Origin of the sequence: Streptomyces sp. NBC_00212 (assembly GCF_045206365.1) — a bacterium.
GTDB lineage: Bacteria > Actinomycetota > Actinomycetes > Streptomycetales > Streptomycetaceae > Streptomyces.
In genome coordinates, this window is the sequence record NZ_CP108115.1 from 5,490,882 (window position 1) to 5,517,454 (window position 26,573).

The following is a 26,573-nucleotide window of genomic DNA, read 5'->3' on the forward strand; positions in this document are numbered from 1 at the left end:
ATGGGTCGGTGAACAGGAGCAATACGGGTGCGAACCTGCCGGCGCTGCGCGACCACAACGCCGCGCTGGTCCTCGACCTGCTGCGCGCCGCGGGCGGGGCGGGCATCAGCAGGCTGGAGCTCGCCGAGCGCACCGGGCTCACCCCGCAGGCCGTCAGCAAGATCACCGCGCGGCTGCGGGACGAGGGCACGGCCACCGAGGCGGGCCGCCGCGCCTCCACCGGGGGCAAGCCGCGCACCGTGCTCAAGCTGGTGCCGTCCGCCGCGCACGCCATCGGCCTCCACCTGGACCGCGACGAGCTGACCGCGGTCCTCGTCGACCTCGCGGGCACCCTGGTCGGCGCCAGGACCGTGCCGCTGGACCTCGGCGCACAACCCTCGTGCGTGGTGGAGGCGGCGGCCGCCGAGGCGGAGGCGCTGACCGGCGGGCGGCGGGTGCTCGGCGTCGGCGTCGCCATGCCGGGCCCGCTCGACCACGACAGCGGGGTGCTGCACCGCGTCACCGGCTTCCCGCACTGGAACGGCTTCCCGCTGCGCGACGCACTCGCCGAACGGCTCGGCCGGAAGGTCTTCCTGGACAAGGACACCAACGCCGCCGCCCTCGGCCTCGCCCTGCGCGCCGGCACCCGGGCGGGCTCCTTCGCGTACCTCCACCTCGGTACGGGACTCGGCGCGGGGCTCGTGCTCGGCGGGGCGCTGCACCGCGGCGCCCGTACGGGAGCGGGCGAATTCGGGCACCAGACGATCCTGCTCGGCGGGCCGGTGTGCGGCTGCGGCGGGCGCGGCTGCATCGAGGCGCTGTGCCTGGCGGCGGTCGCCCGCGGGGACATCGCGGCGGCGGCCCGCTTCCTCGGCGTGGGGGCGGCCAACCTCGTCGGGCTGCTCGACATCGACGAGATCCTGCTGGGCGGCCGCACCGTCACCGCCGACCAGGACACGTTCGTACGGGGAGTGGCCGCGGTCGTCGAGGAACGCGCCCGGCGCGGCGGCGCCCCCGAGGTCCCGGTCCGCCCGGCCGCGGGCGGCCCGCACGCCGTGGCGGAGGGCGCGGCCCAACTGGTCCTGGTCCCGGTCTTCGGGCGGGCGAATGTGGCGTATCCACAGCCGACGTATCCACAGCCGTAGGGCCGGCACACCCTGCCCGGGGCGCACCCGACCGCACACATAAGACGGCCTGATATTGGGCTGATAGGGCGGTCTTCACCGGCGTGTCCTGGCGTACCCGGGCGGGGCGCGCGAGGCGGGCCGCCGACGCGTGGCAGGCTCGCGGCCCACGACCGGGTCCGACCGGGAGGCGCCGACGCCGGACGGGCAGCGGCCGCCGAGCCCCGAACGCCGCGAGCAGCAAAGGCCCCTCATGCGACTGCGCACTGCCCTCGTCACCGCAGTGGCCGCCGCCGCCATCGCCCCGCTCGCGGGGCCGGCCGCGGCCGACGACGGCGGGTTCCCGTCCGGCCGGCACAACGTCGCGCCGCTCAAGCCGGTCGTCACCGCGGTGCCCGTCGAGCCGCCGCTCAACCTGAAGGTGCCCTACTGCGCCGGCCGGACCGGCTCCGCGTTCCCGCTGGACACGAAGATCCACGGCGGGCCCGCCGAGTACCACCCCGGCGGCGGCAGCCGGTCCTGGTCGCTCGACCTCACCAACACCTCGCACGAGACCTGCGACAGCGTCCACCCCGTTCTCGTCCTGGTCGACCGGGACCACACGCTCAAGAACGACCAGCTCCGGATGGAGTTCGACGACCCGGCCACCGGCCGCAGGCACCCCGTGACGTTCCTCAAGACCGACGAGGACGAGCACATCGGCGTCTTCGACGACGGCTTCCCCGGCTTCGTCGTCGGCGCGGGCAAGACCCTCACCGTGCCGGTACGGCTCGGGTTCACCGCCGACGCGGTGCCCGACCAGATCACCGCGAACGCGGCGATCGTGCAGCGCCGCGGCAGCAACGGCCAGTGGGTGGGGGAGTCCGCCGACTACCGCTTCGACGTCGTCGCCGAGGGCGACCTCCTGCACGAGATCGACACCGAGCTCGCCGAGACCGGCCGGGGCAGCGCGCTCGCCCGCCTCGGCCTCGCCGCCGCCGTACTGCTCCTCGCGGGCGGCGCCCTGGTGACCGCGCCGCGGCGGTTCCGTGTCCGGCGCCGCCGCTGAGCAGGGCGTCGACCCCGGCTGTTCACGTGCTCATGCGAGCATCGCCCCTGTGGAAACCCCGAACGACGCCCTGAACGACTCCTTGAGCTCGCTGAGCGACACCCCGTACGACTCCCTGACCGGTTACCCCGAGAATCAGGCCCCCGGCGCCCCCATCCGCTCCGGCATCCCGGAGCACGGGCGCATCCCCAAGTACTACGCCGTCAAGGCCCAAGTCGCCCTGCTCATCGACGAGTTGGGGGAGGGTGACCTGCTGCCGACCGAGCGCGACCTGGCGCTGCGCTACGAAGTCGCCCGGGAGACCGTCCGCCAGGCGCTGCGCGAGCTGCTCCTCGAAGGGAGGCTGCGCCGCCAGGGCCGGGGCACGGTGGTGGCCGGCGCCAAACTGGAACAGCCCCTCTCGCTGGCCAGCTACACCGAAGGTGTGCGCCGCCAGGGCCGTACGCCCGGACGCCACCTCATCACCCTCGAACGTTTCCCCTGCCCGCCCGCGCTCGCCGCCGAGACCGGGCTTGAGCGGGGCGAGCCCGTCTGGCACATGGAGCGCGTCCTGCTCGCCGACGACGAGCGCATGGGCCTGGAGAGCACGTACGCGGCGGTGGCGCGGATGCCCGACCTGGACAAGGAGTTCACGCCGGACTCCTCCTTCTACGCCTACCTGCGCGACCGGCTCGGGGTCACGCTCGGGGACGTCGACGAGCGCATCGAGACGGTCCTTGCCACGCCGCGGGAAGCCCTGCTCATCGGCACCCCGCCCGCGCTGCCGATGCTGCTCATCCATCGGGTTTCGCGGGATGCGGGCGGTGGCCCCCTGGAGAGGGTTCGCACGCTGTACCGGGGGGACCGGTTTTCCTTTACGACTCACCTCGGGCGATAGCGCTCTGCTGGGGGTGCGGGGGTTTCGACTGCGGGCCGTCGGGGGCTTTTGCGCAGTTCCCCGCGCCCCTAAAACCTGCTTTCGGCCGCGGGCCGTGGGTGGTTGCTCGCGCCCACGCGGCGGAGCCGCACATGTCACAGCCCCGCGCCCCTGGATGCCATGCGCTGCGCGCATGTGCCTGTCCTTTGGCTGCGGGCTGTGCGTGGCTGGTCGCGCAGTTCCCCGCGCCCCTAGCAGGGTCGGTTCTGGGGGCAGCACCGAGCATCTTCAGCCTGTCCGGCGTTTGAGGACGAGCGCCCTTCAGGCGCGATCGGGGTCTGGGGCGGAGCCCCAGGAGGTTAGGTGCCACGAGCCATTCGGTAACGGGAGCATAACGGGTCTAGGCCAAGCTTGGGAGGGCGTTCACCGTCCCGTTGCCGTACGGACCGGTGCGGGACACCCGCCCCGAGGAGCGTTGCCGCCGTGAGAGTCATCGTCGTTGGAGCCGGCGTGGTGGGAACCATGCACGCCTGGCACGCAGTGGAACGCGGCCACGAGGTCGTACACATCGAGCGCGAGAGCGAGGCGCGCGGGGCCTCGCTCCGCAACTTCGGCCAGATATGGGTCAGCGGCCGCGCGGGCGGTGAGGAGCTGGACACCGCGCTCCGCGCCCGCGAACTGTGGGAGGGGATCGGCGAACGCGTCCCCGGGCTCGGCTTCCGGCCCAACGGCTCGCTGACCCCGCTGCGCACCGACCTCGAACTTGCCGTCGCCGAGGCCGCGTTGAGCCGAGAGGACGCCGCCGCCCGCGGCTACAAGCTCCTCACCGCCGACGAGGCCCGCGCCCTCAACCCCGCCCTGCGCGGCGAATTCGCCGCCGCCCTGTGGTGCGAGCGGGACGCCGCCGTCGAGCCCCGTACCGCTCAACTCGCCCTGAAAACAGAGCTGTTGGCGTCCGGCCGGTACACGTACCTCGGTGGCCGGGAAGTCCGTGAGGTCCTCGGCGGTACCGCCGTCCGGGACGACCACGGCGATGTGCACCGCGGTGACTTCGTCGTCCTCTGTACGGGAGCGTGGCTCGGCGGGCTCGTGCGGGAGCTCGCGCCCGAGCTGCCCGTGCGGCGCGTGCGGCTCCAGATGATGCAGACCGCGCCGCTCGGCGAGCCGCTCACCACCTCCGTCGCCGACGCCGACAGCTTCCGCTACTACCCGGCCTACGCGAGCGACGCCCTCGACGCGCTCAACGCCGGGCAGGCGCAGGACCCGACCGCCGCCGCGCACAAGATGCAGCTCCTCATGGTGCAGCGCGAGGACGGCGGGCTGACCATCGGCGACACCCACGAGTACGAGCACCCCTTCGCCTTCGACGTCCTGGAGGAGCCGTACGAGCACCTCGTCCGGGTCGTCGAGTCCTTCCTCGGCCGGCCGCTGCCCAAGATCCAGCGCCGCTGGGCCGGGGTCTACGCCCAGTGCACCGACACCTCGCGCGTCGTGCACCGCCAGCAGGTGCGGGACGGAGTGTGGCTGGTGACCGGGCCCGGCGGACGCGGCATGACGTGCTCCCCGGCCATCGCCGAGAAGACCGCCAACGAGCTGGGCTGGTAAGGGAGTTGACCACCATGAAGTTGACCACAACGAACGCGTACAATTTGGTCGTGCTCGACATGGCGGGCACCACCGTCGCCGACGGCGGGCTCGTCGAGCGGGCCTTCGCGAGCGCCGCCGGGGCGCTCGGCGTCGAGGCCGGCTCGGCCGAGCACGCCACCATGCTCGACTACGTCCGCGCCACCATGGGCGAGTCCAAGATCTCGGTCTTCCGTCACCTCTTCGGCGACGAGGCCAAGGCGCGGACCGCGAACACCGCCTTCGAGGAGGCGTACGGAACGCTCGTCGACGACGGGCTCATCGCGCCGGTCCCGGGCGCCCGCGAGGCCATCGAGCAGCTCGCGGCCCAGGGCCGGACCGTGGTCCTCTCCACCGGCTTCGCCCGTGTCACCCAGGACGCGATCCTCAAAGCCCTCGACTGGCAGGACCTCGTCCCGCTCACCCTGTGCCCGGCCGACGCGGGGGGCCGCGGCCGCCCCTACCCCGACATGGTGCTCAGCGCCTTCCTGCGGACCGGCGCGGTCGACTCGGTGCGCGACATCGCAGTGGCCGGCGACACCTCGTACGACATGCTCAGCGGCGTACGGTCCGGGGCGGGCATCGTCGCGGGCGTACTGACCGGCGCCCACGGGAGCGAGGCCCTCGCCGAAGCGGGCGCCTCCCATGTCCTCGGATCTGTCGCTGAACTCCCCGACCTGATAGGTGAGTTGGAGGCCGAAAGGTGAGCGGCGCCGCCCCGCCGGGTGCCGCGCGCAGCGGCATCCGCTTCGACGGCGTCACCGTCGCCTACCACGGCAACGTCGTCCTCGAATCGCTCGACCTCACGATCGAACCCGGCGAGGTCATGGCCCTGCTCGGGCCCTCGGGCTCCGGCAAGACCACCGCGCTGCGCGCCGTCGCCGGGTTCGTCCAGCCCGTGCGGGGCCGGGTGTTCATCGGCGAGCGCGACGTGACCCACCTGCCGCCCCACCAGCGAGGCATCGGCATGGTCGTCCAGCAGTACGCGCTCTTCCCGCACATGCGGGTCGAGGACAACGTGGCGTTCGGCCTGAAGGCCCAGAAGGTGCCCAAGGGGCAGATCCCCGGGCGGGTCGCCGAATCCCTCGCCATGACCGGCATGGACGCCTATGCCAAGCGCTATCCGCGCGAGCTCTCCGGCGGGCAGCAGCAGCGCGTCGCCATCGCCCGCGCGCTCGCCATCCGGCCCGACGTCCTCCTCCTGGACGAGCCGCTCTCCGCGCTGGACGCGCAGCTGCGCTCCGGCATGCTGACCGAACTCGCCCGGCTGCACCGGGAGTTGCCGGACGTCTCCATCCTGTACGTCACCCACGACCAGGTCGAGGCGCTCACCCTGGCCGACCGCATCGCCGTCATGGACAAGGCCCGCCTCCAGGACTGCGGGAGCCCGCAGGACCTGTACCGGCGGCCGCGTACGGAATTCACGGCGTCGTTCGTGGGCAACGCGAACCTGCTTCCGGTGCGGGTGGGAGCCGGGTCGGTGCTGTTCGGGGACACCGAGCTGTCCGTCGCGACCGAGGACGCCGCCTGGGGGGCGATGGCCACGCTGTGCGTGCGGCCCCACCTGGTCGGGCTCGGGCCCGGGCCCAATGCCTTGCGCGGGCGCGTCGCGGAGGTGCAGTGGCGGGGGGCCACGCATCGGTTGTACGTCGACGTAGCTGGTGAGCGCATCAAGGCCGACGTCCGCGAGCTGCGGGTCACGCCGGCGCTGGGTGACGAGGTGACCCTGCACTTCGCCCGCGAGGACGCGGTGCTGCTGGCCGCAGGGGTGTCGGGTGGCTAGCCCGGGGCGGCCGGGGTTCGCCAGTGACCCGGCACTGGGGGCTGTGCCCACCCTCCCCCAAGGCCTTAAGGGCCAGGGAGGGACCCCCATCGCCCTGCGGAACGACTGCCCACAGCTGGGGGAAAGGGATCGGGGAGCAGGAGCGCCCGGCGGGGGCGGTGGGCCCGGGACAAGCGGTGGCCGCAGGCCAGACGAGGGATCCGGGCTGGGCGGCAGGCATCAACTGCCCACCCTGCTATGGGCGTTGCCCCCAGTCGTCGTACTGGCTGCCGTCTTCCTGTACCCGCTCACGCTGGTGGTGCGGCAGTCCATCTCCCCCGACTCCGGCGGCACCTCCCTCCAGCCCTACGCCGACGTGTTCGCCTCCGCCGCCTTCCGGGACGCGCTCGGCACCACCGTCTGGCTCGCGGTCGGCGCGACCGTCGGATGCCTCCTGCTCGGGTTCGCGCTCGCGCTCGTCATCGCGTTCGTGCCGTTTCCCGGCGGGAAGGCCGTCGCGAAGTTCATCGACGTGTTCCTCTCCTTCCCGTCCTTCCTGATCACGCTCGCGCTGCTGTTCATCTACGGCACCGTCGGCATGGCCAACGGGCTGTGGACGGATGCCACCGGCGCGCACAGCGGGCCCTTCCAGTTCCTGACCACGCCCTGGGGCGTGCTGCTCGCGGAGATCACGTACTTCACGCCCTTCGTGATGCGCCCGCTGCTCGCCGCGTTCTCCCAACTGGACACCGCCCAGCTGGAAGTGGCGTCCTCGCTGGGCGCGCGGCCGGCCAGGATCGTACGGCGGGTGATCCTGCCCGAGGCGCTGCCCGCGCTCGCGGCGGGCGGGTCGCTGGTCCTGGTGATGTGTCTGAACGAATTCGGCATCGTGCTGTTCACCGGCGCCAAGGGGGTCACCACGCTGCCCATGCTCGTCTACAGCAAGGCGATCCTGGAGTCGGACTACCCGGCCGCCTGTGTCGTCGCCGTCGTCAACATCGCGATTTCCGTGGGCCTCTACGGCCTCTACCGGGTGGTGAGCCGTCGTGTTGGTGCATAGCCGGGGCGGCCGCTGGGCCACCTGGACCGTCTTCTTCGCCCTGTTCCTGCCGGTCTTCGCGCTGCCGCTGCTGGTCATCGTCACCGCGTCGTTCGCGACGAGCTGGTCGAGCGCGTTTCCCTCCGGGTTCACCGCCGAGCACTACAGCGCGGCGACCACCGGAGACTCCCTCCAGGCGCTCACCACCAGCCTGGTCACCGCCCTCGCGGCGAGCGTCCTCGCGCTGACCGTGGGTTCGTGGGCGGCGCTGGCCGCGGCGGCCCTGAAGAAGGGCGGACGGCGCTTCATGGACGCCCTGTTCGTGCTGCCGGTCGCCGTGCCGTCGGTGGTCGTCGGCCTCGCGATCCTCGTCGCGTTCTCCAAGCCGCCGGTGCTGCTCAACGGGACGCGCTGGATCGTGATCCTCGCGCACACCGTTCTTGTCATGGCGTTTGCCTACCAGTCGGTTTCGGCTGCCATCCTGCGCCTCGACCCGATGTACGAACAGGCCGCCGCCAGTCTGGGCGCCCGGCCGCATCTGGTCCTGTGGCGGGTGAAGCTGCCGCTGCTCCTGCCGTCCCTGACCGCGGCCGCAGGCCTCTGCTTCGCCCTGTCCATGGGCGAGTTGAGCGCCACCATGATGCTCTACCCGCCGGACTGGACCCCGCTGCCCGTGCAGATCTTCGCGGCCACCGACCGCGGCTCCCTCTTCACCGGCGCGGCCGTCGCCGTGGTGCTCATGGGGACGACGCTGCTCGTCCTGCTCGCCGTTTCCCGCATCCGTACCAAAGCCTCCTTCCGATGACCAGCTGACCCGAGAATCTCAGGAGTCCCGAACGTCATGCACAGAAACACCTTCACCGCAGTCAAGCCGATCGCCGCCGTCACCGGCAGCCTCGTCCTCGCCGCCACCCTGTCCGCCTGCGGCGGCGACTCCTCGGCCGACTCGAACGCGAAGACCGTCACCGTCTACAGCGCCGACGGCCTCAAGGGCGAGAAGGGCGACGGCTGGTACGACAAGGTCTTCAAGGACTTCGAGGCGAAGACCGGCATCAAGGTCAAGTACGTCGAGGGCGGCTCCGGCGAGATGGTGCAGCGCGCCGTCCGCGAGAAGTCCAACACCCAGGCCGACCTGCTCATCACCCTGCCGCCGTTCATCCAGCAGGCCCAGGACAAGGGGCTGCTGCAGAAGTACGTACCAGCCGGCGCGGACAAGGTGGACGGCGGCGCCAAGTCGCCCGACGGCATGTGGACTTCGGTCGTCAACAACTACTTCGGGTTCGTCTACAACAAGAAGGAGCTGACGGAGGCCCCCAAGAACTGGGAGGACCTCCTCGACGCCAAGTACAAGAACAAGATCCAGTACTCCACGCCGGGCGTCGCGGGCGACGGCACCGCCCTCGTGATCAAGGCCATGCACGACTTCGGCGGCAAGGAAGCCGCGATGGAGTACCTGCGCAAGCTCCAGGCCAACAACGTCGGCCCGTCCGCCTCCACCGGCAAGCTCGCGCCCAAGGTCGACAAGGGCGAGCTGCTCGCCGCCAACGGCGACGTGCAGATGAACTACGCCCAGGCCAAGACCATGCCGAACCTCGGCATCTGGTTCCCCGGCACCAAGAGCGGCACCAAGCCGTCCTCCTTCGGCCTGCCGTACGCGGCCGGCCTGGTCAGCAAGGCCCCGCACAGCGCCAACGGCAAGAAGCTCCTCGACTACATGCTGAGCGAGGAGGCGCAGAAGGAGGTCAGCGAGATCGGCGGCGGTTTCGCGGCCCGCACCGACATCAAGGCCACCGACGCCAACGCCGTCGCGCTCGGCAAGCTGATGCAGGGCGTCGACGTCTTCCAGCCCGACTGGCTGGACATCTCCAAGAACCTGCCGGCGTACGTGGACGCGTGGAAGTCCGCCACCGGAAGCTGAACGGTCCCGGAAACCGAACGGTCCGGACGCTGATCGACCAGGTCGGGATCGGCGGATCCTGACTAGGCTGGGGGCGTCGGCAACGCACAGCGCGGTGCGCCGACGTCCCCAGCTCATCGCTCAGCAGCGCGCGAAGACCGCGCAGAACGCAGGAGTCCGCACCCATGGCAGAGCGCAAGCCGATCGAATCCTGGCTCACCGACATGGACGGTGTCCTCATCCACGAGGGCACCCCCATCCCCGGTGCGGACGCCTTCCTCAAGACGCTCAAGGAGTCGGGCCGCCCCTTCCTCGTCCTCACCAACAACTCGATCTACACCCCGCGAGACCTGCACGCCCGGCTGCTGCGCATGGGCCTGGACGTGCCGGTCGAGAACATCTGGACCTCGGCCCTCGCCACCGCGAAGTTCCTCGACGACCAGCGCCCCGGCGGCACCGCGTACGTCATCGGCGAGGCGGGCCTGACCACCGCGCTGCACGACATCGGGTACGTCCTGACCGACCACGAGCCGGATTACGTGGTCCTGGGCGAGACCCGTACGTACAGCTTCGAGGCGCTCACCAAGGCGATCCGGCTGATCAACGCCGGGGCCCGGTTCATCTGCACCAACCCGGACGAGACCGGCCCGAGCCAGGAGGGCCCGCTGCCCGCCACCGGCGCCGTCGCGGCCCTGATCACCAAGGCCACCGGCAGGAAGCCGTACTTCGCGGGCAAGCCCAACCCGCTGATGATGCGCACCGGCCTCAACGCGATCGGCGCGCACTCCGAGACCAGCGCCATGATCGGCGACCGGATGGACACGGACGTGCTGGCCGGTCTTGAGGCGGGCATGCAGACGTTCCTGGTCCTGACCGGGCTGACCCGGCCGGAGGACGTGGAGTCGTACCCGTTCCGCCCGTCCAAGATCGTCGACTCGATCGCGGACCTGGTGAAACTGATCTGACCCGTCCGGGCGGATGGCGCCTCCGTCCGGCTCAGCCGCCACGCCCTCGGGGTGCGGAATGCGGGCCCGCGCGGGAATCTCGGGTAACAGGAGGTTCACCATGCGCATCCGTTCCATCACATTCTGTGCGGCAGTGGCGGCCGCCGCCCTGACCGTGCTGCCCGCGTCCCCGGCGGTGGCCGAGTCCGAGCAACACGGATCGGTGCGGGTGGCCCCGAGCGCCACGGCCCCCGGCGGGGAGGTGGATCTGCGTGTCAGCGTGTGCAGCGGCCGCGAGGCGATCGGCACCTCCGACGCCTTCGTGTCGGAGGCCCGCTTCTCGCCCGCCGCCGGCGGCGCCCTGTTCGCCCGGGCGCGGATCCGCTCCGACGCACAGGACCGCGACTACGACATCTGGGTCAACTGCAAGGACAGCTCCGGCAAGGCGAGCGGCCGCCTCACCGTCGTCCACGGCAACGGGCGCCGCGACAACGACAGCGACCGCGAGCACTCCCACGCCACCCCGTACAGACCCGTGCACGCGGGCGGCGGCGGTGCGGCGACGGTTGCCGCGGGCGGGGCCAAGGAGCAGGGCCCCGGCACCCGGCACGCGGTGATCGGCCTCGTGCTCGCGGCCGTCGCTGCGGTCGCCGTGGCGTCCCGCAGCGTGCGGCGCCGGCGCGGCGGCGGCGACTGAGATGTCCTCGGCGCGGGGTAGCGGGCGGCCGATCACGGGCCTCGCCTGGGCCGTGCTGCTGCTCGGCCTGTGGCTGTGGGGCCGGGACGCCTCCAGCGGCTCCGTCAGTACGTCGGCGCCCACCGCGGGCGACATCGCGGCGGTGGGCCGCCCGCTCGGTGTGCCGCTGCCGCCCGCGCACGACCCGCTGAAGGGCGCGTCGCCGCAGCGCGTGGAGATCCCCTCCGTAGGCGTCGCCGCGCCGGTCGTGCCGCGCGGCCTGGACGCCGACGGCGCCGTCGACCCGCCGCCGTACGACCGGCCCGGCACGGTCGGCTGGTTCGGCAGCGGGACCCGGCCCGGCGAGGCGGGCGCCGCCCTCCTGGTCGGGCACGTGGACACCCGGAGCAAGCCGGCCGTGTTCTACGGCCTGAGCGCCGTCCGCACCGGCCAGCACATCAAGGTGACCCGCACCGACGGCTCGGTCGCCGAGTTCACCATCGACGACGTCCAGGTCTTCCCGCGCAGCCACTTCGACGCGGCGAAGGTGTACGGCCCCCGGCGGCGCGGGCGGGCCGAGCTGCGCCTGATCACCTGCGGCGGAACGTACGACCACCGGACGAAGGCCTACACCGCCAACGTGGTGGTCTCGGCCTATCTGACCGACGCGAGGGACGCGGCCCCTGCGAAGCCGCCGAAGCCCTGAGCGCCCCGCGCGGGAGGCCGGGCCCGGACCTCGGGCGGCCACCCGGCACCTGGCCCGGCCGACGGCCCGCTCCCCCCGGAGCCGCCGACCGGGCTGGTCCTCGACCGCCGGCGCACGGGCTGCGGGAGAAGCCCGGCACCGCCGCGGGAGGTTCGGGGCCCGTGTCCGAACACAGGCCGACAGGGCGGTCGGGGGCTCGTGGGGCGACCGGGGCGACCGGGGCGGGGGGCGGCGCCCCCACTCTAGAACCGATCGGCGCCCTGGGCCTAGGTCCAGTTAACGCCAAGTCCCTTTGCCGACACGCTGAGTTGAGAGCCGACAGGGGTGGCCGGGCCGTGACGCGACAGATCAACTCGGCCTGGATTCAAGGGAGTTTGGCCCTGCCGGGCGTGCGGTCCTGCGCGGTGGCCGCCGCGACGGCTCTCCTCGCTTCGGGCTGCGGCGGCGCCGGCAAGGGTCCGGCCCCGAGCCCGACACCCTCCGAACCGTCCCGGCCCCCGCCCGCCACGGGCCGGTTCTGGGTGGACCCGGACACCAGCGCGGCGCGTCAGCTGGCCGCGTACACGAAGGCCGGTGACGGTGCGAAGGCCGCGCTCATCAGGAAGATCGCCGAGCAGCCGGTGGGCGAGTGGATCGCCGGGAGCGACCCGGAGGCGGTGGTGCGCGGCTACACCGAGGCCGCCGCCAAGGCCGGTCGCACGGCACTGCTCGTCCTCTACAACATCCCGCACCGCGACTGCGGGCAGTTCTCCAAGGGGGGCGCCCCCGACGACGACGCCTATCGCGGCTGGGTCGACCAGGTGGCCCGCGGCATCGGTGACCGCCCCACCACGGTCGTCCTCGAACCGGACGCCGTCCTGCACCTCGTCGACGGCTGCACCCCCCGCGCGTTTCACGCGGCGCGCTACGCGCTCCTGAAGAGCGCCGTCGAGCGGCTCAAGCGGCAGCAGACGGCGAAGGTGTACGTGGACGCGGGCAACGCGGGATGGCACTCCCCGGACAGCTTGGACGAAGCGCTGCGGCGGGCGGGCATCGAGAGCGCCGACGGATTCGCGGTGAACGTCTCCAACTTCCAGACCACGCGGGCGAGCCGGGAGTTCGGGGAGCGCCTGTCGGCGAAGGTCGGCGGCAAGCACTTCGTGATCGACACGAGCCGCAACGGCAACGGCCCCTATACGCAGGGCGACCCCGCCGAGAACTGGTGCAACCCGCCGGGCCGGGCCCTCGGCGAACGTCCGACGACGGATACGGGGGGCGGCCCGGTCGACGCCTACGTCTGGGTGAAGCGCCCGGGGGAGTCGGACGGCCCGTGCCGCGGCGGCCCTCGGGCAGGCGCGTGGTGGCCGGAATACGCCCTGGGTCTGGCGAGCAATTCTCGCTGAGCGATGCGTCGGGGCGCCGGGAGCGGCGGGCACGGGCGGTCGCGCCGGACTTCGGGAACGACCGAGGCCCCCTCGCGCTGGGCGAGGGGGCCTCGGTGGTGCGTGCGCCGCCAGGGACTCGAACCCCGGACCCGCTGATTAAGAGTCAGCTGCTCTAACCAACTGAGCTAGCGGCGCCTGCTGACCCGGAAAACTTTACCGGACTCCAGAGGGTGGTTTTGACCAGCGCCACGCTGTCAGATGTTCGTTTTATCCCTTTCGTTCCGTCAAACTGCCACTCATTATGACAATCGCGACACTGCTGTCCGCGCGGAAGTGCGGAAAAGATCTTCGAAGTCTCCTAGAGCGGAACGAACGGGAGGGGGAGCGGATGAAGGCCAGCGCACCGGGGCCGGTGTTCGAGGACTACGAGCCCGCGAGGGAGTGCGGCTGCTCCGGCTGCGCGGACCGCCGGCGGCTGCGACTGCTCCCGGTGCGCGACGGCGGCCACCCCGCGGCGAGCGGCGGCGCCCGGCGCGCGCTGGTGGCGGCCACCGCGGCCTCGGTGGTGCTCGGCGGCTCGGGGCCGGCCGCCGCCGTCCCCGTCCCGCTGCCCGGCGGAACCGGCGCCAGCATGCCCGCCGACCCCGGGCCGCCCACCGAGCAGGGCGGCCCCAGCGGGCTGCACGGCGCACCGGGCCAGCCCGCGCACGGGCCCGTCAAGCCGCGCCCGATCACCCGGGCCGAGATCATCAACCGGGCCAAGACCTGGGTGGCCGCGTCGGTCCCGTACGACATGGAGGCGTACTGGGCGGACGGGTACCGGCAGGACTGTTCCGGCTATGTGTCGATGGCGTGGAACCTCGGCACCAACGAGTGGACGGGGAGCCTGGACGAGTTCGCCGTGCGGACGACGCGCAACCAGCTCCAGCCCGGCGACATCCTGCTCTTCCACAACCCGAGCAACCCCAACAAGGGCTCGCACGTGGTGATCTTCGGCGGCTGGACGGACCACACGCACAACTACTACACGGCCTACGAACAGACCCCGCCCGGCACCCGCAAGCAGGCCACCCCGTACGCGTACTGGAAGAACTCGGCCAAGTACCTGCCCTACCGGTACAAGGCGCTCGCCTCCGGCAGTGGCGGCGGGGAGACCGTCACGGAGCCCCCCACGGAGCCCCCCACGCAGCTCCAGAGCCTGGCGTTCCCGGGCACCGCGCAGTTCGGGCCCGGCGCCGACAACAGCTATGTCACCCGGCTCGGCCAGATGCTGGTGCTGCGCGGCGGAAGCCGCTTCTACAGCGAGGGGCCGGGGCCGCGCTGGACCTCGGCCGACCTGAACGCGACCCGCGCCTTCCAGGAGGCACAGGGCTGGACCGGCGACGGCGCCGACGGGATCCCGGGGCCGCAGACCTGGGCGCTGCTTGTGAAGGGCGGCGGCAAGGACATCGCCCCCGACGGGACGGGCCCGGCCCCGGCCAAGCCGCAGGTCCCGGCGCCTGCCAAGCCTCAAGCCCCGGCCCCGGCCAAGCCTCAGGTTCCTGCTCCGGCCCAGTCCCAAGTCCCGGCGCCGGCCAAGCCTCAGGTTCCTGCTCCGGCCCAGTCCCAGGTCCCGGCGTCGGCCCCGACTACGGCCTCGGCTCCGGCCACGGCTCCGGCTCCGGCCACGGCTCCGGCCACGGCTCCGGCTCCAGCCACGGCCCCGACCACGGCTCCGGCTCCGACCACAGCCCCGACCACGGCCCCGGCTCCGGGCGGCTCGCAGGCCGTGCGGCCCGCGTACCCGGGCCTGAGCTACTTCCGGCCCGGCCAGGGCAGTCCGTTCGTCACCCGGCTCGGCCTGCAGCTCGTGAAGAAGGGGTTCGGCAGGTACTACACCGCGGGGCCCGGGCCGAGTTGGAGCGAGGAGGACCGGCGCAACGTCGAGGCGTTCCAGCGGGCCCAGGGCTGGTCCGGCGCGGAGGCCGACGGCTACCCCGGCCCAGAGACCTGGCGGCGGCTCTTCGCGTGACGGCGGGACGCCACGACGGGAATGACGGCCTCACGGAATGACGCCGTGAGGGCACGACGGAATAACCGCACCACGGAATAACCGCACCACGGAACAACCGCACCACGACATCACGACATGACGGCATGACGGCATCACGGAAGGAACGACGAGCATGCAGACCCCCACCCCGACCCCGCCCGACGGCGCCGAGCCGCCCCGGATCCCTGCCATCGCGGCGCCGGGCTCCGGGCGCCGGGTGACCGTGATCAGCAGCGAGAGCACCGCCGCGATCCCGGTCCACCTGCTGTTCCGCGAGGCCACCGGGCCCAACCGGGTCGTCCCCGCAGCGGATCAGGCCGTCCCCCGGCCGATCGCGAGGCCCCCAAGACAGGCGGGCGCGCGCACGGTCGTCGCGGCCCCGGCCAGGCCCGCGCCCCCGGTCGACCCGCGCATCGCGGAGCGGCCGGGGCCGGTGCTGCCCGGCGGGGCGGCCGTCGCCGCCGGGCTGCTCGCGCTCGCGGGCTGCGCGGCGCTGATCTGGCGGATCGGCGCCCTGCCCCGACTGGTGACCGTGCTGCTGCGGCTGCCCTCGTACCCGTACCACGGGATCGGCCTCGAACACTGGGGGCTGCTCGCCCTCGGGGTGACCGTGGTGGTGCTCGCGTTCGGCGGGCTCGGGCGCGGGCGCGTCGGGTACGCCTGGGTGCTCTCGCTGTTCGGCGACTACCGGGGGACCGTGCGGCGCACCGGCCTGGTGTGGATGAGCCCGCTGATGCTGCGTCGCCGCGTCGACCTGCGGCTGCGGCACTGGCGCAGCGAGCCGATGGGCGCGGTCGACGCGAACGGGACCGCGCTGCGGGTGGTGGTCATGGTGGTGTGGCGGATCCGGGACACCGCGCGGGCCGCGCTCGCCGTCGCCGACCACGAGAGGTATCTGCGCGAGCAGGTGGAGGCGGCGATGGTCCGGATCCTCTCGCAGCTCCCGGCCGACGCCTTCCACGAGGACGCGCCCACCCTGCGCAACGCGGAGGCCGTCGGCGACGCGCTGACCCGCCTGCTGAAGTCGGAGGGGGAGGCGGTCGGCATCGAGCTGTACTCGGCGCAGCCGACCCGGATCGAGTACGCGCCCGAGGTGGCGGCGGCGATGCGCCGGCAGCGGGTCGCGGCGCTCGACGCCCGCCACCGCGACCTTGTGCTGACCTCGGTGGTGGACGCGGTCGAGGACACCGTGCACCGGCTGACCTCGCGGGGTCTGGTGGAGCTCGACGACTACGAGCGCAAGGCCCTGGTGAAGGACCTGACGGTGGCGTTCTACACGGGACGGGGGACGGGGGAGGGCGGCTGAGGACGCAGGGACGCAGGGACGCAGGGACGCAGGGACGCAGGGACGCAGGGGGAGCGCCGCAATCTCATGCGGCGCTTGGCCTGGACACGCTCAACTCCCGTCAATAGTCTGGGAGTTGGTCTAGACCGGAACATGAGATACCGCACGCGTGCAGCTCCATCCAAGGAACTCCCCCACGTTCTCCAGGAGTGGTCAGCATGCGAAAGAAGCAGCGGCTCGGTGCCGCTGTGGTGGGGCTCGCCGTCGTCGGCGCGTCCCTGCTCGCGACCGGCAGCGCGAGCAGCCACGGCTACACCGACCAGCCGATCAGCCGGCAGAAGCTCTGCGCCAACGGCACGGTCACCAACTGCGGTGACATCCAGTGGGAGCCGCAGTCCGTCGAGGGCCCCAAGGGCTTCCCGGCGGCTGGCCCCGCCGACCAGACGATCTGCGCGGGCGGCAACAGCAGATTCGCCCAGCTCGACGACCCGCGCGGCGGCGCCGGCTGGCCCACCACCAAACTGACGGGTGGTCAGACCTACACGTTCCGCTGGCAGTTCACCGCCCGCCACGCCACGACCGACTTCCGCTACTACCTCACCAAGCAGGGCTGGGACCCGACCCGGAAACTCACCCGGGCCGCGCTCGACACCCAGCCGTTCCTCATCGTCCCGTACGGCGGGAAGCAGCCCCCGGCCACGCTCTCGCACGACGGCACCATCCCCACCGGCCGGACCGGTCATCACGTCATCCTGGCCGTGTGGACGATCGCGGACACCGGAAACGCCTTCTACGCGTGCTCGGACGTTCAGTTCTGACAGTTCGTCAACTACGGTGCGGCGCCATGACCGCCATCAAGAAGAGTGCGTCGACCGCATCGATCGCATCGACCGTGTCGGAGTACGTGCGGCGCCAGTGGGGCGACGGGCGGACCGGACTGCGGTACGGCGATCTGGAACTCACCCACCACCAGATCGCCGCGGGCGCCGCCGCCCGCGCCGCGCTCCTGACCGAGCTGTTGCCCCGAGGTGTCGAGCCGCACCTCGGGGTCCTGCTCGACAACACCCCCGAATTCCCGCTCTGGCTCAGCGCGGCGGCTCTGGCCGGGGCCGCCGTGGCGGGTATCAACCCCACCCGGCGCGGCCCCGAGCTGGCCCGGGACATCCTGCACACCGAATGCCGGGTCCTGGTCACCGGGCGCGTACACCTTCCCCTGCTCGACGGTCTCGAACTGCCGGGCGTACGCGTTCTGGTGACGGACACGGAGGCGTACGAGCAGCTCCTCGCGCCGTACGAGGGAGCGAAGCCGGGCGAGTCGACGGTGGGTGGCCCGGTCGGCCCCGCCACCCGGTTCCTCCTGTACTTCACCTCGGGCTCGACCGGCGCCCCCAAGGCCGCGATCTGCAGCCAGGGCCGGCTTGCCGCGGCGGGCGAGTCGCTGGTGAGCCACTTCGGGACGGGCCGGGACGACGTCCACTACATCTGCATGCCGATGTTCCACGGCAACGCGGTGATCGCGAACTGGGCGCCGGCGCTGACGGCGGGCGCGACGGTGGCGCTGAGGGACCGCTTCTCGGCGTCGGGGTTCGTGGCGGACGTACGGGCGTACGGGGCGACGTACTTCACTTACGTGGGCCGGGCGATCCAGTACTTGCTCGCGACTCCCGAGCGGGCGGAGGACCGGGACCACTCGTTGCGGATCGGGTTCGGGACCGAGGCGGGGGCGGTGGACGCGGACCGGTTCGCGCAGCGGTTCGGGGTGCGGCTCGTCGAGGGGTACGGGTCCTCCGAGGGCGGGGCCGCGATCCAGCGCACGCCGGGGACGCCACCGGGGGCGATAGGCAGGCCCGCGCCGGGCGGCGACCTGGCGGTGGTCGACGCGTCGGGCCGTGAGTGCGAACGGGCCCGCTTCGACGGCTCGGGCCGCCTCCTCAACGGGGCTGCCGCGATAGGAGAGTTGGTGAACAGGGGGCCCAGCCCCTTCGAGGGCTACTGGCGCAACGCCTCCGCGGACGCGGAACGCCGCCGGGGCGGGTGGTACTGGACGGGCGACCTCTTCTACCGCGACACGGAAGGCTTCCTGTACTTCGCGGCCCGGGCGGACGACCGCCTCCGGGTGGACAGCGAGAACCTGGCCGCGGCGATGATCGAGAACATCCTGGCGCGGTGGGAGCGGGTGACGGGGGTGGCGGTGTACGCGGTCCCCGACCCGGTCACGGGCGACCAGGTGATGGCAGCACTGTCCCTGCGGGGCGGGCTCGACCCGGGCTTCGACCCGGCGGCCTTCCTCGAATTCCTCTCCACCCAACCGGACTTGGGTACGAAGATGGCGCCGCGGTTCGTGAGGTTGCTGCCGGGGCTTCCGGTGACGGCCACGAACAAGGTGCACCGGGCTGTGCTGCGGCGGGAGGGGTTCTGGGAGGGGGCGGGGGAGGTGTGGTGGCGGCCGCCGGGGGCGGCGTCCTACCGGAGACTGTCGAAGGAGGACGCCACCGGGCAGTTGCCCCGGGCCCCGGGGGGCCCACCCACCCGCCCGTGACGCAGCGCTGGATGAGCCGAGCCCCAGGGATCCGGCTTCGCTCTTCCTCACCCTCGGAGGCCGCGCGGCGGAGCCGCAGATCCGGGGTCCTGGGGCGGAGCCCCAGGGCGGCCCCCCGTCGGGGCGGGCAGAACCGGCCAGCCCAGTCGCACCTGATCCCGCGCCCGGGTGAATCATCGGCCAGGGTCCCCCGACACCCCGCCCCGCAATGGGTGGATAGGCGCGTGAACCCCCGCCTCCTCCTCACCGCCCTCGCCCTCACCACCACCCTGCTCGCCGGCGCGGCCGCCCCCGCCGCCCCGGCCCCCGTGACGGCCGCGTCCCGTACCGCGCCTGCCGGTCGGGCAGCCCACAAGGCCCCCCGGTTCCATGAGTACGTCGCCCTCGGCGACTCCTGGTCCGCCGATGTCACCTTCCTCGGCATCGATCACACCTACGCCCCCGTCGGCTGTGCCCAGAGCAGCTGGAACTACCCCAAGCAGGTCGCCGCCCGGCTCGGTGTGGCGGCGTTCCGGGACGCGACCTGCGGCGGCGCCACCACCGCCGAGATGACCGCGCCGCAGAACGTCGGCCAGGCGCTGCTGCTGTCGCAGGGGGTGAACCCGGCCCAGTTCGACCGGCTGACCCCCACCACCGACCTGGTCACCGTCGGCATCGGCGGCAATGACGCCGGGCTGGAGGGCGTGGTGCTCGGCTGTATCAACCCGCTGCCCGCCCCGCTCGCCGGCCCGTGCCGGACCAGGTTCGCCAGGCCCGGCGACAGGGACCTGATGTCGCAGCAGATCGCCGCCGCCAAGTCGCGGATCACCGGCGTACTGGAGGGCATCCACGAGCGCTCGCCCCACGCCACGGTGCTGGTCGTCGACTATCTGGCGGGGGTCGCCACCGACCGCGGCTGCTATCCACGGGTGCCGATCCTCGACGAGGACCTGACCTGGTTCGGCGCCCGGCTCAAGGAGCTGAACGCCATGCTCGCCTCCGCCGCGGCGGAGGGCGGGGCCCGGTTCGTCGACACGTACCGGGGAAGCCTCGGGCACGACATCTGCAAGGCCGCCGATACACGCTGGGTCGAGGGCTTCATGCCGGTGTCCAGCAACCCGCCGGGGCCCGCCGTCCCGTTCCACCCCAACCGCCTCGGTGCCGACCATCAGGCCGCAACTGTCCTTGCGGAATTGGGTAGTTGACCCGCGTCGTCTTTGTCGAGCGCCCCGAAGGGCCGGCCATCGGGAGATAGATGGCCGGCCCTTCGGTGACACAGGGGGTACGCGTACGTACCGGGTTCACATCGCCGGTTCCGAGATCCTGGCCGGGGCCACCTCGCTGCCGTCGCCCTCGGCGCCCTGTGCCTGAGCCGCGGCCTTCGCCGCCGCGGCCGGACCCCGCAGCATCCCCGCCGCAAGCACCGCCGCGATCACCAGGATCAGCGTGCCGCCGACCGCCGCGTACTGCATGCCGTGCACGAAGGCCTGCTGGGCGAGGCCCGCCAGCGCCCGGTCGGTGCCGGCGACCGCCGCGCCCAGGGTTTCGCGGGCGGCGGCCGGGGCCGAGGCCGGCAGGTCGGAGCGGTAGACCGCGGTGCCGATCGAGCCGAGCACCGCCATGCCGAGCGCCCCGCCGAACTCCTGCCCCGTTTCGAGCAGCGAGGCCGCAGAGCCCGCCTTCTCGGCGGGGGCCGAGGCCAGCGCCATGTCGGAGACGAGGGCCATCACCGTCACGATGCCCATGCCGATGACCGCCGCACCGGCCAGCACGGTCCACAGCGAATCGGTCCCGGCGAGCGCCAGGAGTGCGTAGCCGGCGGCGCCGATCACGAAGCCAGCCGCGATGACGTACGCCCGGTTCACCTTCTGCGCCACGGCAGTTGCCGTGGGAGCGGCGGCGCCGATGGCGAGCGAGGGGGCGACGCTCCACAGCGCGGCCCGCAGGGTGCTCATGTCGAGCACGGACTGGAGGTACTGGGTGGTGAAGTAGGCCGAGCCCATCATGGCGAACGCGGCGATGGTGTTGAGCGAGATCGCGGCGCCGAACCCCCGGCCGGGGCGGAACAGTTCACGGCTGATCATCGCGTCGCGCCGGGTGAGCTGACGGCGTACGAAGACGGTCCCGAGGACGAGGCCCACCGCGACGCAGATCACGCTGAGCGCGGAGAAGCCGTCGGCCGCGAACTCCTTGAGGCCGTACACCACCGGCAGCACCGCGCCCATCGACAGCGGCACGCTCAGCAGGTCGAACCTGCCGGGCGCCGGGTCCTTGAACTCCGGGACGAGCAGCGGCGCCAGGATCAGGAGCAGCACCATCGCGGGTACGTTGATCAGGAAGACCGAGCCCCACCACAGGTGCTCCAGCATGATCCCGCTCATCACCGAGCCGAGCGCGACACCGCCCGCCATGGCGCCGGACCAGATGCCGATCGCCTGACCGCGCTGCTTGTCGTCGCGGAACATGTTGCGGACCAGGCCCATCGTCGAGGGCATCAGGGTGGCCCCGCCGATCCCGAGCAGCGCCCGTGCGGCGATGAGCATCTCGGCGCTGGTGGCGTACGCGGCGGTCACCGAGGCGACGCCGAAGGCGGCGGCACCGAAGAGGAGCAGCTTGCGGCGGCCGATCCGGTCGCCGAGCGAGCCCATCGTGATCAGCAGCCCGGCGAGCGCGAAGGCGTACACATCGATGATCCACAGCTGCTGGGTGGCGGAGGGGTCGAGCTCGCGGCTGATGGAGGGGAGCGCGAAGTAGAGGACGGAGACGTCCATCGAGACGAGGAGGAGGGGCAGCAGGAGGACCACGAAGGCGGTCCATTCCCTGCGCCCGGCGCGGAGGCCCGCCCCGCCGGTGGTGCTCGCTGTGGTGCTCGTCGAGTTCGTCATGACAGCAATGTACGAGCGTCTTAAACGTCTGTCTAGTACTGGCGTTTAAGACGTCCGTATAAATTTCTGGATCGCTCGAAGAGTCGCGCTGTCGTGGGTCGGCGGCTGTCGTGGGTCAGCTGTCGTGGGTCAGCTCCCCGGCTCCCACGGCGGGGTCTGGTTCCACCCCCACTTCGGCACAGGGGCGTCGGGGGAGGGAGTGGGCGGGTTCGGGCCCGAGTACAGCAGCGCCATCCGCGTGCCCCACTCGATGTAGTACGCGAAGACCGCGCGGAACTCGGGATCCCGCGGCAGCTCCGCCTCGTCGGCGGCGTCCATCAGGAGGGCGATCCAGCGGCGGCGCTGCTCCTCGGTGATGCCCCGGCCCAGGTGCATCGTCGCCATGTGGGCGTGCCCGCCGTGGTGCGCGCTGTACTCGGCGGGGCCGCCGAACACCTCGGCGAGCCAGATCGCCACGTGGTGGGGGTGGTCGGGCCCCGCGTTCGCGAAGACCTCGGCCAGGACGGGATCCTTGTGCACCTGCCGGTAGAACACCTCGGTCAGCCGGTCCAGGGCGGCCTGACCGCCCATCCATGCGTACGGGGTCTGGGTCATGCGGGGTCCCTCCGGGAAGCGGCGGCATCCAACGCCTCCCAGCCTCACACGGCCCCCGCGCACCCGCCCGCACGTACGAAAAAGCCCCCCGCTTTCGCGAGGGGCTTTCTCCGTCTGTGCGCCGCCAGGGACTCGAACCCCGGACCCGCTGATTAAGAGTCAGCTGCTCTAACCAACTGAGCTAGCGGCGCCTGCTGACAGAGAAAATACTACCTGGTCCCTCGGGGTGCTCCTGACCACCTCGGGACCGGGCTGCGCCGGGACGGTCAGATGGCCAGCGAGAGCACCACCGGGGCGGCCCTGCGGTTGAGGGTGTCGGCCGCGGCGCGCAGCCGGTGGGCGTGCTCGATCGGCATCGACAGGGCCAGGCAGCCCACGGCCGAACCGGCGGTCAGCGGGACGGCCGCGCAGACCGTGCCCACCGCGTACTCCTGGAGGTCGAGCACCGGCACGGTGGCCGGCTGGCTGTCGAGCTTCGAGAAGAGCACCTTCTCGCTGGTGATCGTCCGCGAGGTGAGCCGGGCGATCTTGTGGCGCGAGAGGTGATCGCGGCGGCCGTTCTGGTCGAGCTGGGTCAGCAGGCACTTGCCGACCGCGCTCGCGTGCGCCGCCGACTTGAAGTCGACCCACTCGTTCACCTTCGGGGCGGTCGGCCCGTCCGCGTACTGGGTGATCTTGACCTCGCCGTCGATGTAGCGGCTGATGTAGACGGCCGCGCCCACCGAGTCGCGCAGGGCCATGAGGGTGTCCTGGAGTTTGGTCTCCAGGGCCTGCTGGCGGGCGGCGCCCGAGCCGAGCAGGACCATCGAGTCGCCGATCACATAGGCGCCGTCGGCCACCTGCTCGACGTATCCCTCGCGCCGCAGCATGAGCAGCATCGAGGTCAAATGGGCGGTGGGGAGGCCCGTCTCGCGCGCGATCTGGACATCGGTCACACCGCCGCCGTGCCTGGAGATCGCCTCCAGGACTCGGAGGACGTACTGCACCGAATGGAACGGCGCGGTCGGCTCTGGCTTCAGCGCCACGGTTTCCCCCTAGCAGGTCGAACTGCGAAGGTGGCAGGTCTGCTGTTCCACGATAGCCGCCAAGACCCCTTTCCGGTGGGGGTGTTGACAAGATTGATGGCGCGTTCCAGGGCCATAAGCTGGGACGCGCCACCGTGGCATATGCCAGAGTCACGATCGGGGGGCGCTCGGATGGCCGGAACGTGAGGTCAGGGTCGTGCACGGCGCGTGCTCAGGCGATTGCGCCGAGGAACTCACGCGTACGCTCGTGTTCCGGATCGCCGAAGATCTTCTCGGGCGGACCCGACTCGATGACCTTGCCCGCGTCGAACATCATCACCTCGTCCGAGATGTCCCGCGCGAAGCTCATCTCGTGCGTGACGCAGAGCATCGTGATGTCGGTCGTACGGGCGATGTCGCGCAGCAGGTCGAGGACGCCGGCGACCAGTTCCGGGTCGAGCGCGGAGGTCACCTCGTCGAGGAGCAGCACCTGCGGGCGCATGGCCAGCGCCCGCGCGATCGCGACGCGCTGCTGCTGCCCGCCGGACAGCTGGGTGGGCTTCGCGTCGCGCTTCTCGCCCAGGCCCACCAGGTCGAGCAGCTCGCGCGCCCGCGCCTCGGCCTCGTCGGGGGACAGGCCGAGCACCCGGACCGGGGCCTCGGTGATGTTGCGCAGCACGCTCATGTTGGGGAACAGGTTGAACTGCTGGAAGACCATCCCGATCTTCTTGCGGGCCTCCCGGCGCTCCTTCTCGCCGGCCGGGTGCAGCCGCGTCCCGTTGACCTGGATGATGCCCGAGTCGGGCGTCTCCAGGGTCATGAGCAGCCGCAGGATCGTGGTCTTGCCGGAGCCCGACGGGCCGATCAGGGTGACGTGCTTGCCCTTGCGGGCGGTGAAGCAGAGGTCGTCGAGGACGGTGTTGTCGCCGAAGCGTTTGGTGACGTTCTCGAAGCGGATCAGCTCGGTGCTGCTCTGCTTCTTCACGGGCAGGTCGATCTGGGTGTCAGCGGACAAGGCGGCGCTCCAGGGCTCGTACGAACAGCGAAGCCGGATAGGCGATGAGGATGAAGGCGACGCCGACGACGGTCAGCGGCTCGGTGTACTGGAAGGTGCTCGCCCCCGCCAGGCGGGACTGCTGGAGCATCTCCAGGACGCCGATCCCGGCGAGCAGCGGGGTGTCCTTCAGCATGGAGATGACGTAGTTGCCGAGCGCGGGCGCGATGCGGCGGACCGCCTGCGGCAGGATCACCGCGAACCAGGTGCGGTGCGCGGGCAGGCTCAGCGCGGTCGCCGCCTCCCACTGGCCCTTGGGCACGGCGTCGATGCCGGCCCGGTAGACCTGCGCGGTGTACGTCGAGTAGTGCAGGCCGATGGCGAGGACGCCGGTGGTCAGCGCGGAGAACTTCACGCCCCACTCCGGCAGCACGAAGAACAGGAAGAACAGCTGCACCAGTAGGGGCGTGGTGCGGATGAACTCCGTGATCAGGTTGACCGGCCAGCGCACGAAGCGGGTCGGCGCCCGGAAGGCCAGCGCCCACACCAGGCCCAGGCTGAAGGAGATGAGGGAGCCGAGCGCGAGGATCTGCAGCGTGGTGAGCACGCCGTCCCCGAAGCGCGGCATGAAGTCCCAGACCGCGGACCAGTCCCAATTCACTTGGCCACCCCCAGATTCGCCTTGGTGCGGCGTTCAAGTGCCTTCATGCCACGGGTGATTCCGAAGGCGAGGACGAAGTAGATGACCAGCGTGATGGAGTAGATCTGCGCGCTGTCCTGCGTGGCGAGCCGCACCAGGTACGCCGCGAACGACACGTCGCCCACCCCGAGCAGCGAGACCAGGGCGGTCCCCTTGAGCAGTTCGACGAGCAGGTTGCAGAACGGCGGGATCATCTCCGGCACCGCCTGCGGCAGCAGCACGAGACGCATCCGCTGCCAGGGCGTGAAGCTCAGCGCGATGCCGGCCTCGCGCTGGGCGGGCGCCACCGAATTCAGCGCGCCGCGCACGATCTCCGCGCCGTACGCACCGTAGGAGAGGCCGAGCGCGAGCACCGCCGCCCACATCGGGACGAGCTGCCAGCCCGCGAGCGGCGGCAGCACGAAGAACAGCCAGAACATCAGGACAAGGGCCGAGGTCCCGCGGAAGATCTCCGTGTACGCGGCCGCAAGGAAGCGCACCAGGCGCGAGCGGTGGGTGCGGGCGATGCCGACGCCGAACGCTACCGCTGCCGCCAACACAGCGCTGTACACGGTCAGTTGGACCGTGATCCAGATTCCCGGCAGCACCCAGTGCTGCCACAGTCCCGCCGTCATCGGCACAGCTCCTTGGCGGTCAGGGTGGTCATCTCGGCCTGCGTGAAGCCGAACGGCCGCAGGATCCGGAACAGCTCGCCGCTCTGCTTCATGCGGTGGATCTCGGTGTTGAAGGCGTCGCGCAGCGGGCCGTCGGTGGGCCGGAAGGCGAAGCCGCCGCCGTCGATCTTCTTCTTGCCGTCGACGACCGCCGCGAACGGCTGGGTGGCCTCGGCCTTCGAGCTCTTCTTCACCACCTCGCGCACGGTGAGCGAGGTCCCGGCGAAGACGTCGACGCGGCCCGACTCGACCGCGTTCAGGCCCGCGACCTGGTCCTGGAGGATGACGATGTCGCTCTCGGGGTAGCCGGCGGCGGTGGCGTAGCCGATCTCGGCGTAGCCGGTGCCGGTCGCGAACCGCGCCTCGCCGCGGACCACGTCCTCGTAGCTGTGCAGGTTCTTCGGGTTGCCCTTGCGGACGATGAACGCGTCCAGCATCTGGTACTCGGGGTCCGCGAACAGGACCTGCGCGCAGCGGTCCTTGTTGATGTACATCCCGGCGGAAACGACGTCGAACTGTTGGGAGTTGAGCCCGGGTATCAGCGAGGAGAAGTCGGTCGCCACGGGCTGTACGCGGCCGATGCCGAGCCGCTTGAAGATCACCTTGGCGAGTTCGGGGGCCTCGCCGGTGAACTCGCCCTGGTCGTTCACATACCCGTACGGGACCTCACCGGCGATGCCGAGGCGTACCGCGCCCTGCGACTTGAGGCGGGCCAGCGCGCCGCCCTGGGGGACGCGGGAGCAGGCGGCGGCGCCGGTGAGGGCGACGGCGGCGGTGCCGGTGAGCAGGGTTCGCCTGGGTATGGAGGGTCTGGGGCGTGAGGTAGCTCGGGCCATGGCGGCGCGGCTACCCCCCTTTACTCGGCCCATGCCCCCTATTTTTCGGGGCGC

At 71.8% G+C, this 26,573-nt stretch carries 24 protein-coding genes, 2 tRNA genes and 1 pseudogene; 18 read left to right on the plus strand and 9 right to left on the minus strand.

The genetic code is table 11. From position 1 onward, the window contains the following. Nucleotides 1-8 precede the first annotated feature (8 nt). The 13 genes from OHA17_RS25200 (at nt 9) to OHA17_RS25260 (ending at nt 13,036) form a co-directional block, all read left to right on the plus strand. The gene (locus OHA17_RS25200; protein WP_406508478.1) at nt 9-1,124 is read left to right on the plus strand and encodes an ROK family protein; all 1,116 of its coding nucleotides are present in this window, start codon (nt 9-11) and stop codon (nt 1,122-1,124) included. 232 nt (nt 1,125-1,356) lie between these two features. Further along, nucleotides 1,357-2,151, plus strand: a complete 795-nt coding sequence (locus OHA17_RS25205) for a hypothetical protein (RefSeq protein ID WP_406508479.1) — start codon at nt 1,357-1,359, stop codon at nt 2,149-2,151. A gap of 115 nt (nt 2,152-2,266) precedes the next feature. Then, on the plus strand, nt 2,267-3,028 hold the full coding sequence (locus OHA17_RS25210) for a GntR family transcriptional regulator (protein WP_053730309.1): 762 nt from the start codon (nt 2,267-2,269) through the stop codon (nt 3,026-3,028). A gap of 462 nt (nt 3,029-3,490) precedes the next feature. Next, nucleotides 3,491-4,612 carry a TIGR03364 family FAD-dependent oxidoreductase gene (locus tag OHA17_RS25215; RefSeq protein WP_406508480.1) on the plus strand — a complete coding sequence of 374 codons (1,122 nt, stop codon included), beginning with the start codon at nt 3,491-3,493 and terminating at the stop codon, nt 4,610-4,612. A gap of 14 nt (nt 4,613-4,626) precedes the next feature. Then, nucleotides 4,627-5,337, plus strand: a complete 711-nt coding sequence (locus tag OHA17_RS25220; protein ID WP_406508481.1) for an HAD family hydrolase — start codon at nt 4,627-4,629, stop codon at nt 5,335-5,337. Beyond that, nucleotides 5,334-6,413, plus strand: coding sequence for an ABC transporter ATP-binding protein (locus OHA17_RS25225; protein WP_406508482.1), 1,080 nt, complete (start codon nt 5,334-5,336; stop codon nt 6,411-6,413). Before OHA17_RS25220 ends, OHA17_RS25225 begins: the two co-directional genes overlap by 4 nt. Before the next feature lie 205 nt (nt 6,414-6,618). Beyond that, complete coding sequence (locus OHA17_RS25230; RefSeq protein ID WP_406510808.1) at nt 6,619-7,452, plus strand: 2-aminoethylphosphonate ABC transporter permease subunit; 834 nt, start codon at nt 6,619-6,621, stop codon at nt 7,450-7,452. Further along, the gene (locus tag OHA17_RS25235; RefSeq protein WP_406508483.1) at nt 7,439-8,236 is read left to right on the plus strand and encodes an ABC transporter permease; all 798 of its coding nucleotides are present in this window, start codon (nt 7,439-7,441) and stop codon (nt 8,234-8,236) included. The genes OHA17_RS25230 and OHA17_RS25235 overlap by 14 nt, the downstream gene beginning before the upstream one ends. Before the next feature lie 36 nt (nt 8,237-8,272). After that, a complete protein-coding gene (locus OHA17_RS25240) occupies nt 8,273-9,349 on the plus strand; it encodes a 2-aminoethylphosphonate ABC transporter substrate-binding protein (protein WP_406508484.1) in 1,077 nt (358 codons plus the stop codon). Between the two features lie 164 nt (nt 9,350-9,513). After that, nucleotides 9,514-10,293 (plus strand): HAD-IIA family hydrolase, encoded by a 780-nt coding sequence (locus tag OHA17_RS25245; RefSeq protein ID WP_053730275.1) that lies wholly within the window; start codon nt 9,514-9,516, stop codon nt 10,291-10,293. A gap of 100 nt (nt 10,294-10,393) precedes the next feature. Next, nucleotides 10,394-10,969 carry a hypothetical protein gene (locus tag OHA17_RS25250; protein ID WP_406508485.1) on the plus strand — a complete coding sequence of 192 codons (576 nt, stop codon included), beginning with the start codon at nt 10,394-10,396 and terminating at the stop codon, nt 10,967-10,969. 1 nt (nt 10,970) lies between these two features. Further along, nucleotides 10,971-11,654 (plus strand): class F sortase, encoded by a 684-nt coding sequence (locus tag OHA17_RS25255; protein WP_406508486.1) that lies wholly within the window; start codon nt 10,971-10,973, stop codon nt 11,652-11,654. A 380-nt stretch (nt 11,655-12,034) separates the two neighbouring features. After that, complete coding sequence (locus OHA17_RS25260) at nt 12,035-13,036, plus strand: glycoside hydrolase family 6 protein (protein WP_406510809.1); 1,002 nt, start codon at nt 12,035-12,037, stop codon at nt 13,034-13,036. 103 nt (nt 13,037-13,139) lie between these two features. Here the strand turns inward: OHA17_RS25260 and OHA17_RS25265 are convergent. After that, a tRNA-Lys gene (locus tag OHA17_RS25265) sits at nt 13,140-13,213 on the minus strand. A 193-nt stretch (nt 13,214-13,406) separates the two neighbouring features. Between OHA17_RS25265 and OHA17_RS25270 the strand changes: the two genes are divergently transcribed. The 5 genes and pseudogenes from OHA17_RS25270 (at nt 13,407) to OHA17_RS25290 (ending at nt 20,058) form a co-directional block, all read left to right on the plus strand. Next, nucleotides 13,407-15,029, plus strand: a complete 1,623-nt coding sequence (locus tag OHA17_RS25270) for a peptidoglycan-binding protein (RefSeq protein WP_406508487.1) — start codon at nt 13,407-13,409, stop codon at nt 15,027-15,029. Nucleotides 15,030-15,189: 160 nt separating this feature from the next. Then, nucleotides 15,190-16,356, plus strand: a pseudogene (locus tag OHA17_RS25275) (SPFH domain-containing protein); the annotation flags it as partial. A 197-nt stretch (nt 16,357-16,553) separates the two neighbouring features. Then, entirely contained in the window at nt 16,554-17,153 is a 600-nt protein-coding gene (locus tag OHA17_RS25280) for a lytic polysaccharide monooxygenase (RefSeq protein WP_406508489.1), read from the plus strand. Between the two features lie 26 nt (nt 17,154-17,179). Next, complete coding sequence (locus tag OHA17_RS25285; protein ID WP_406508490.1) at nt 17,180-18,874, plus strand: AMP-binding protein; 1,695 nt, start codon at nt 17,180-17,182, stop codon at nt 18,872-18,874. Nucleotides 18,875-19,098: 224 nt separating this feature from the next. After that, on the plus strand, nt 19,099-20,058 hold the full coding sequence (locus tag OHA17_RS25290; protein WP_406508491.1) for an SGNH/GDSL hydrolase family protein: 960 nt from the start codon (nt 19,099-19,101) through the stop codon (nt 20,056-20,058). 96 nt (nt 20,059-20,154) lie between these two features. On the opposite strand, the gene OHA17_RS25295 is transcribed toward OHA17_RS25290, so the two are convergent. From OHA17_RS25295 to ehuB, 8 genes are all read right to left on the minus strand, one after another. Continuing rightward, entirely contained in the window at nt 20,155-21,738 is a 1,584-nt protein-coding gene (locus OHA17_RS25295; protein WP_406508492.1) for an MFS transporter, read from the minus strand. A 129-nt stretch (nt 21,739-21,867) separates the two neighbouring features. Further along, on the minus strand, nt 21,868-22,332 hold the full coding sequence (locus OHA17_RS25300; protein WP_406508493.1) for a group II truncated hemoglobin: 465 nt from the start codon (nt 22,330-22,332) through the stop codon (nt 21,868-21,870). A gap of 117 nt (nt 22,333-22,449) precedes the next feature. After that, nucleotides 22,450-22,523 (minus strand) — tRNA-Lys (locus OHA17_RS25305). 75 nt (nt 22,524-22,598) lie between these two features. After that, nucleotides 22,599-23,357, minus strand: a complete 759-nt coding sequence (locus OHA17_RS25310; RefSeq protein WP_189966364.1) for an IclR family transcriptional regulator — start codon at nt 23,355-23,357, stop codon at nt 22,599-22,601. Nucleotides 23,358-23,568: 211 nt separating this feature from the next. Then, nucleotides 23,569-24,351 carry an amino acid ABC transporter ATP-binding protein gene (locus tag OHA17_RS25315; protein WP_406508494.1) on the minus strand — a complete coding sequence of 261 codons (783 nt, stop codon included), beginning with the start codon at nt 24,349-24,351 and terminating at the stop codon, nt 23,569-23,571. After that, complete coding sequence (ehuD, locus tag OHA17_RS25320; protein WP_398872184.1) at nt 24,341-24,991, minus strand: ectoine/hydroxyectoine ABC transporter permease subunit EhuD; 651 nt, start codon at nt 24,989-24,991, stop codon at nt 24,341-24,343. Before ehuD ends, OHA17_RS25315 begins: the two co-directional genes overlap by 11 nt. After that, on the minus strand, nt 24,988-25,644 hold the full coding sequence (gene ehuC, locus OHA17_RS25325; RefSeq protein ID WP_398872182.1) for an ectoine/hydroxyectoine ABC transporter permease subunit EhuC: 657 nt from the start codon (nt 25,642-25,644) through the stop codon (nt 24,988-24,990). Before ehuC ends, ehuD begins: the two co-directional genes overlap by 4 nt. After that, a complete protein-coding gene (gene ehuB, locus OHA17_RS25330) occupies nt 25,641-26,519 on the minus strand; it encodes an ectoine/hydroxyectoine ABC transporter substrate-binding protein EhuB (RefSeq protein WP_406508495.1) in 879 nt (292 codons plus the stop codon). The genes ehuC and ehuB overlap by 4 nt, the downstream gene beginning before the upstream one ends. Nucleotides 26,520-26,573: the final 54 nt, after the last annotated feature.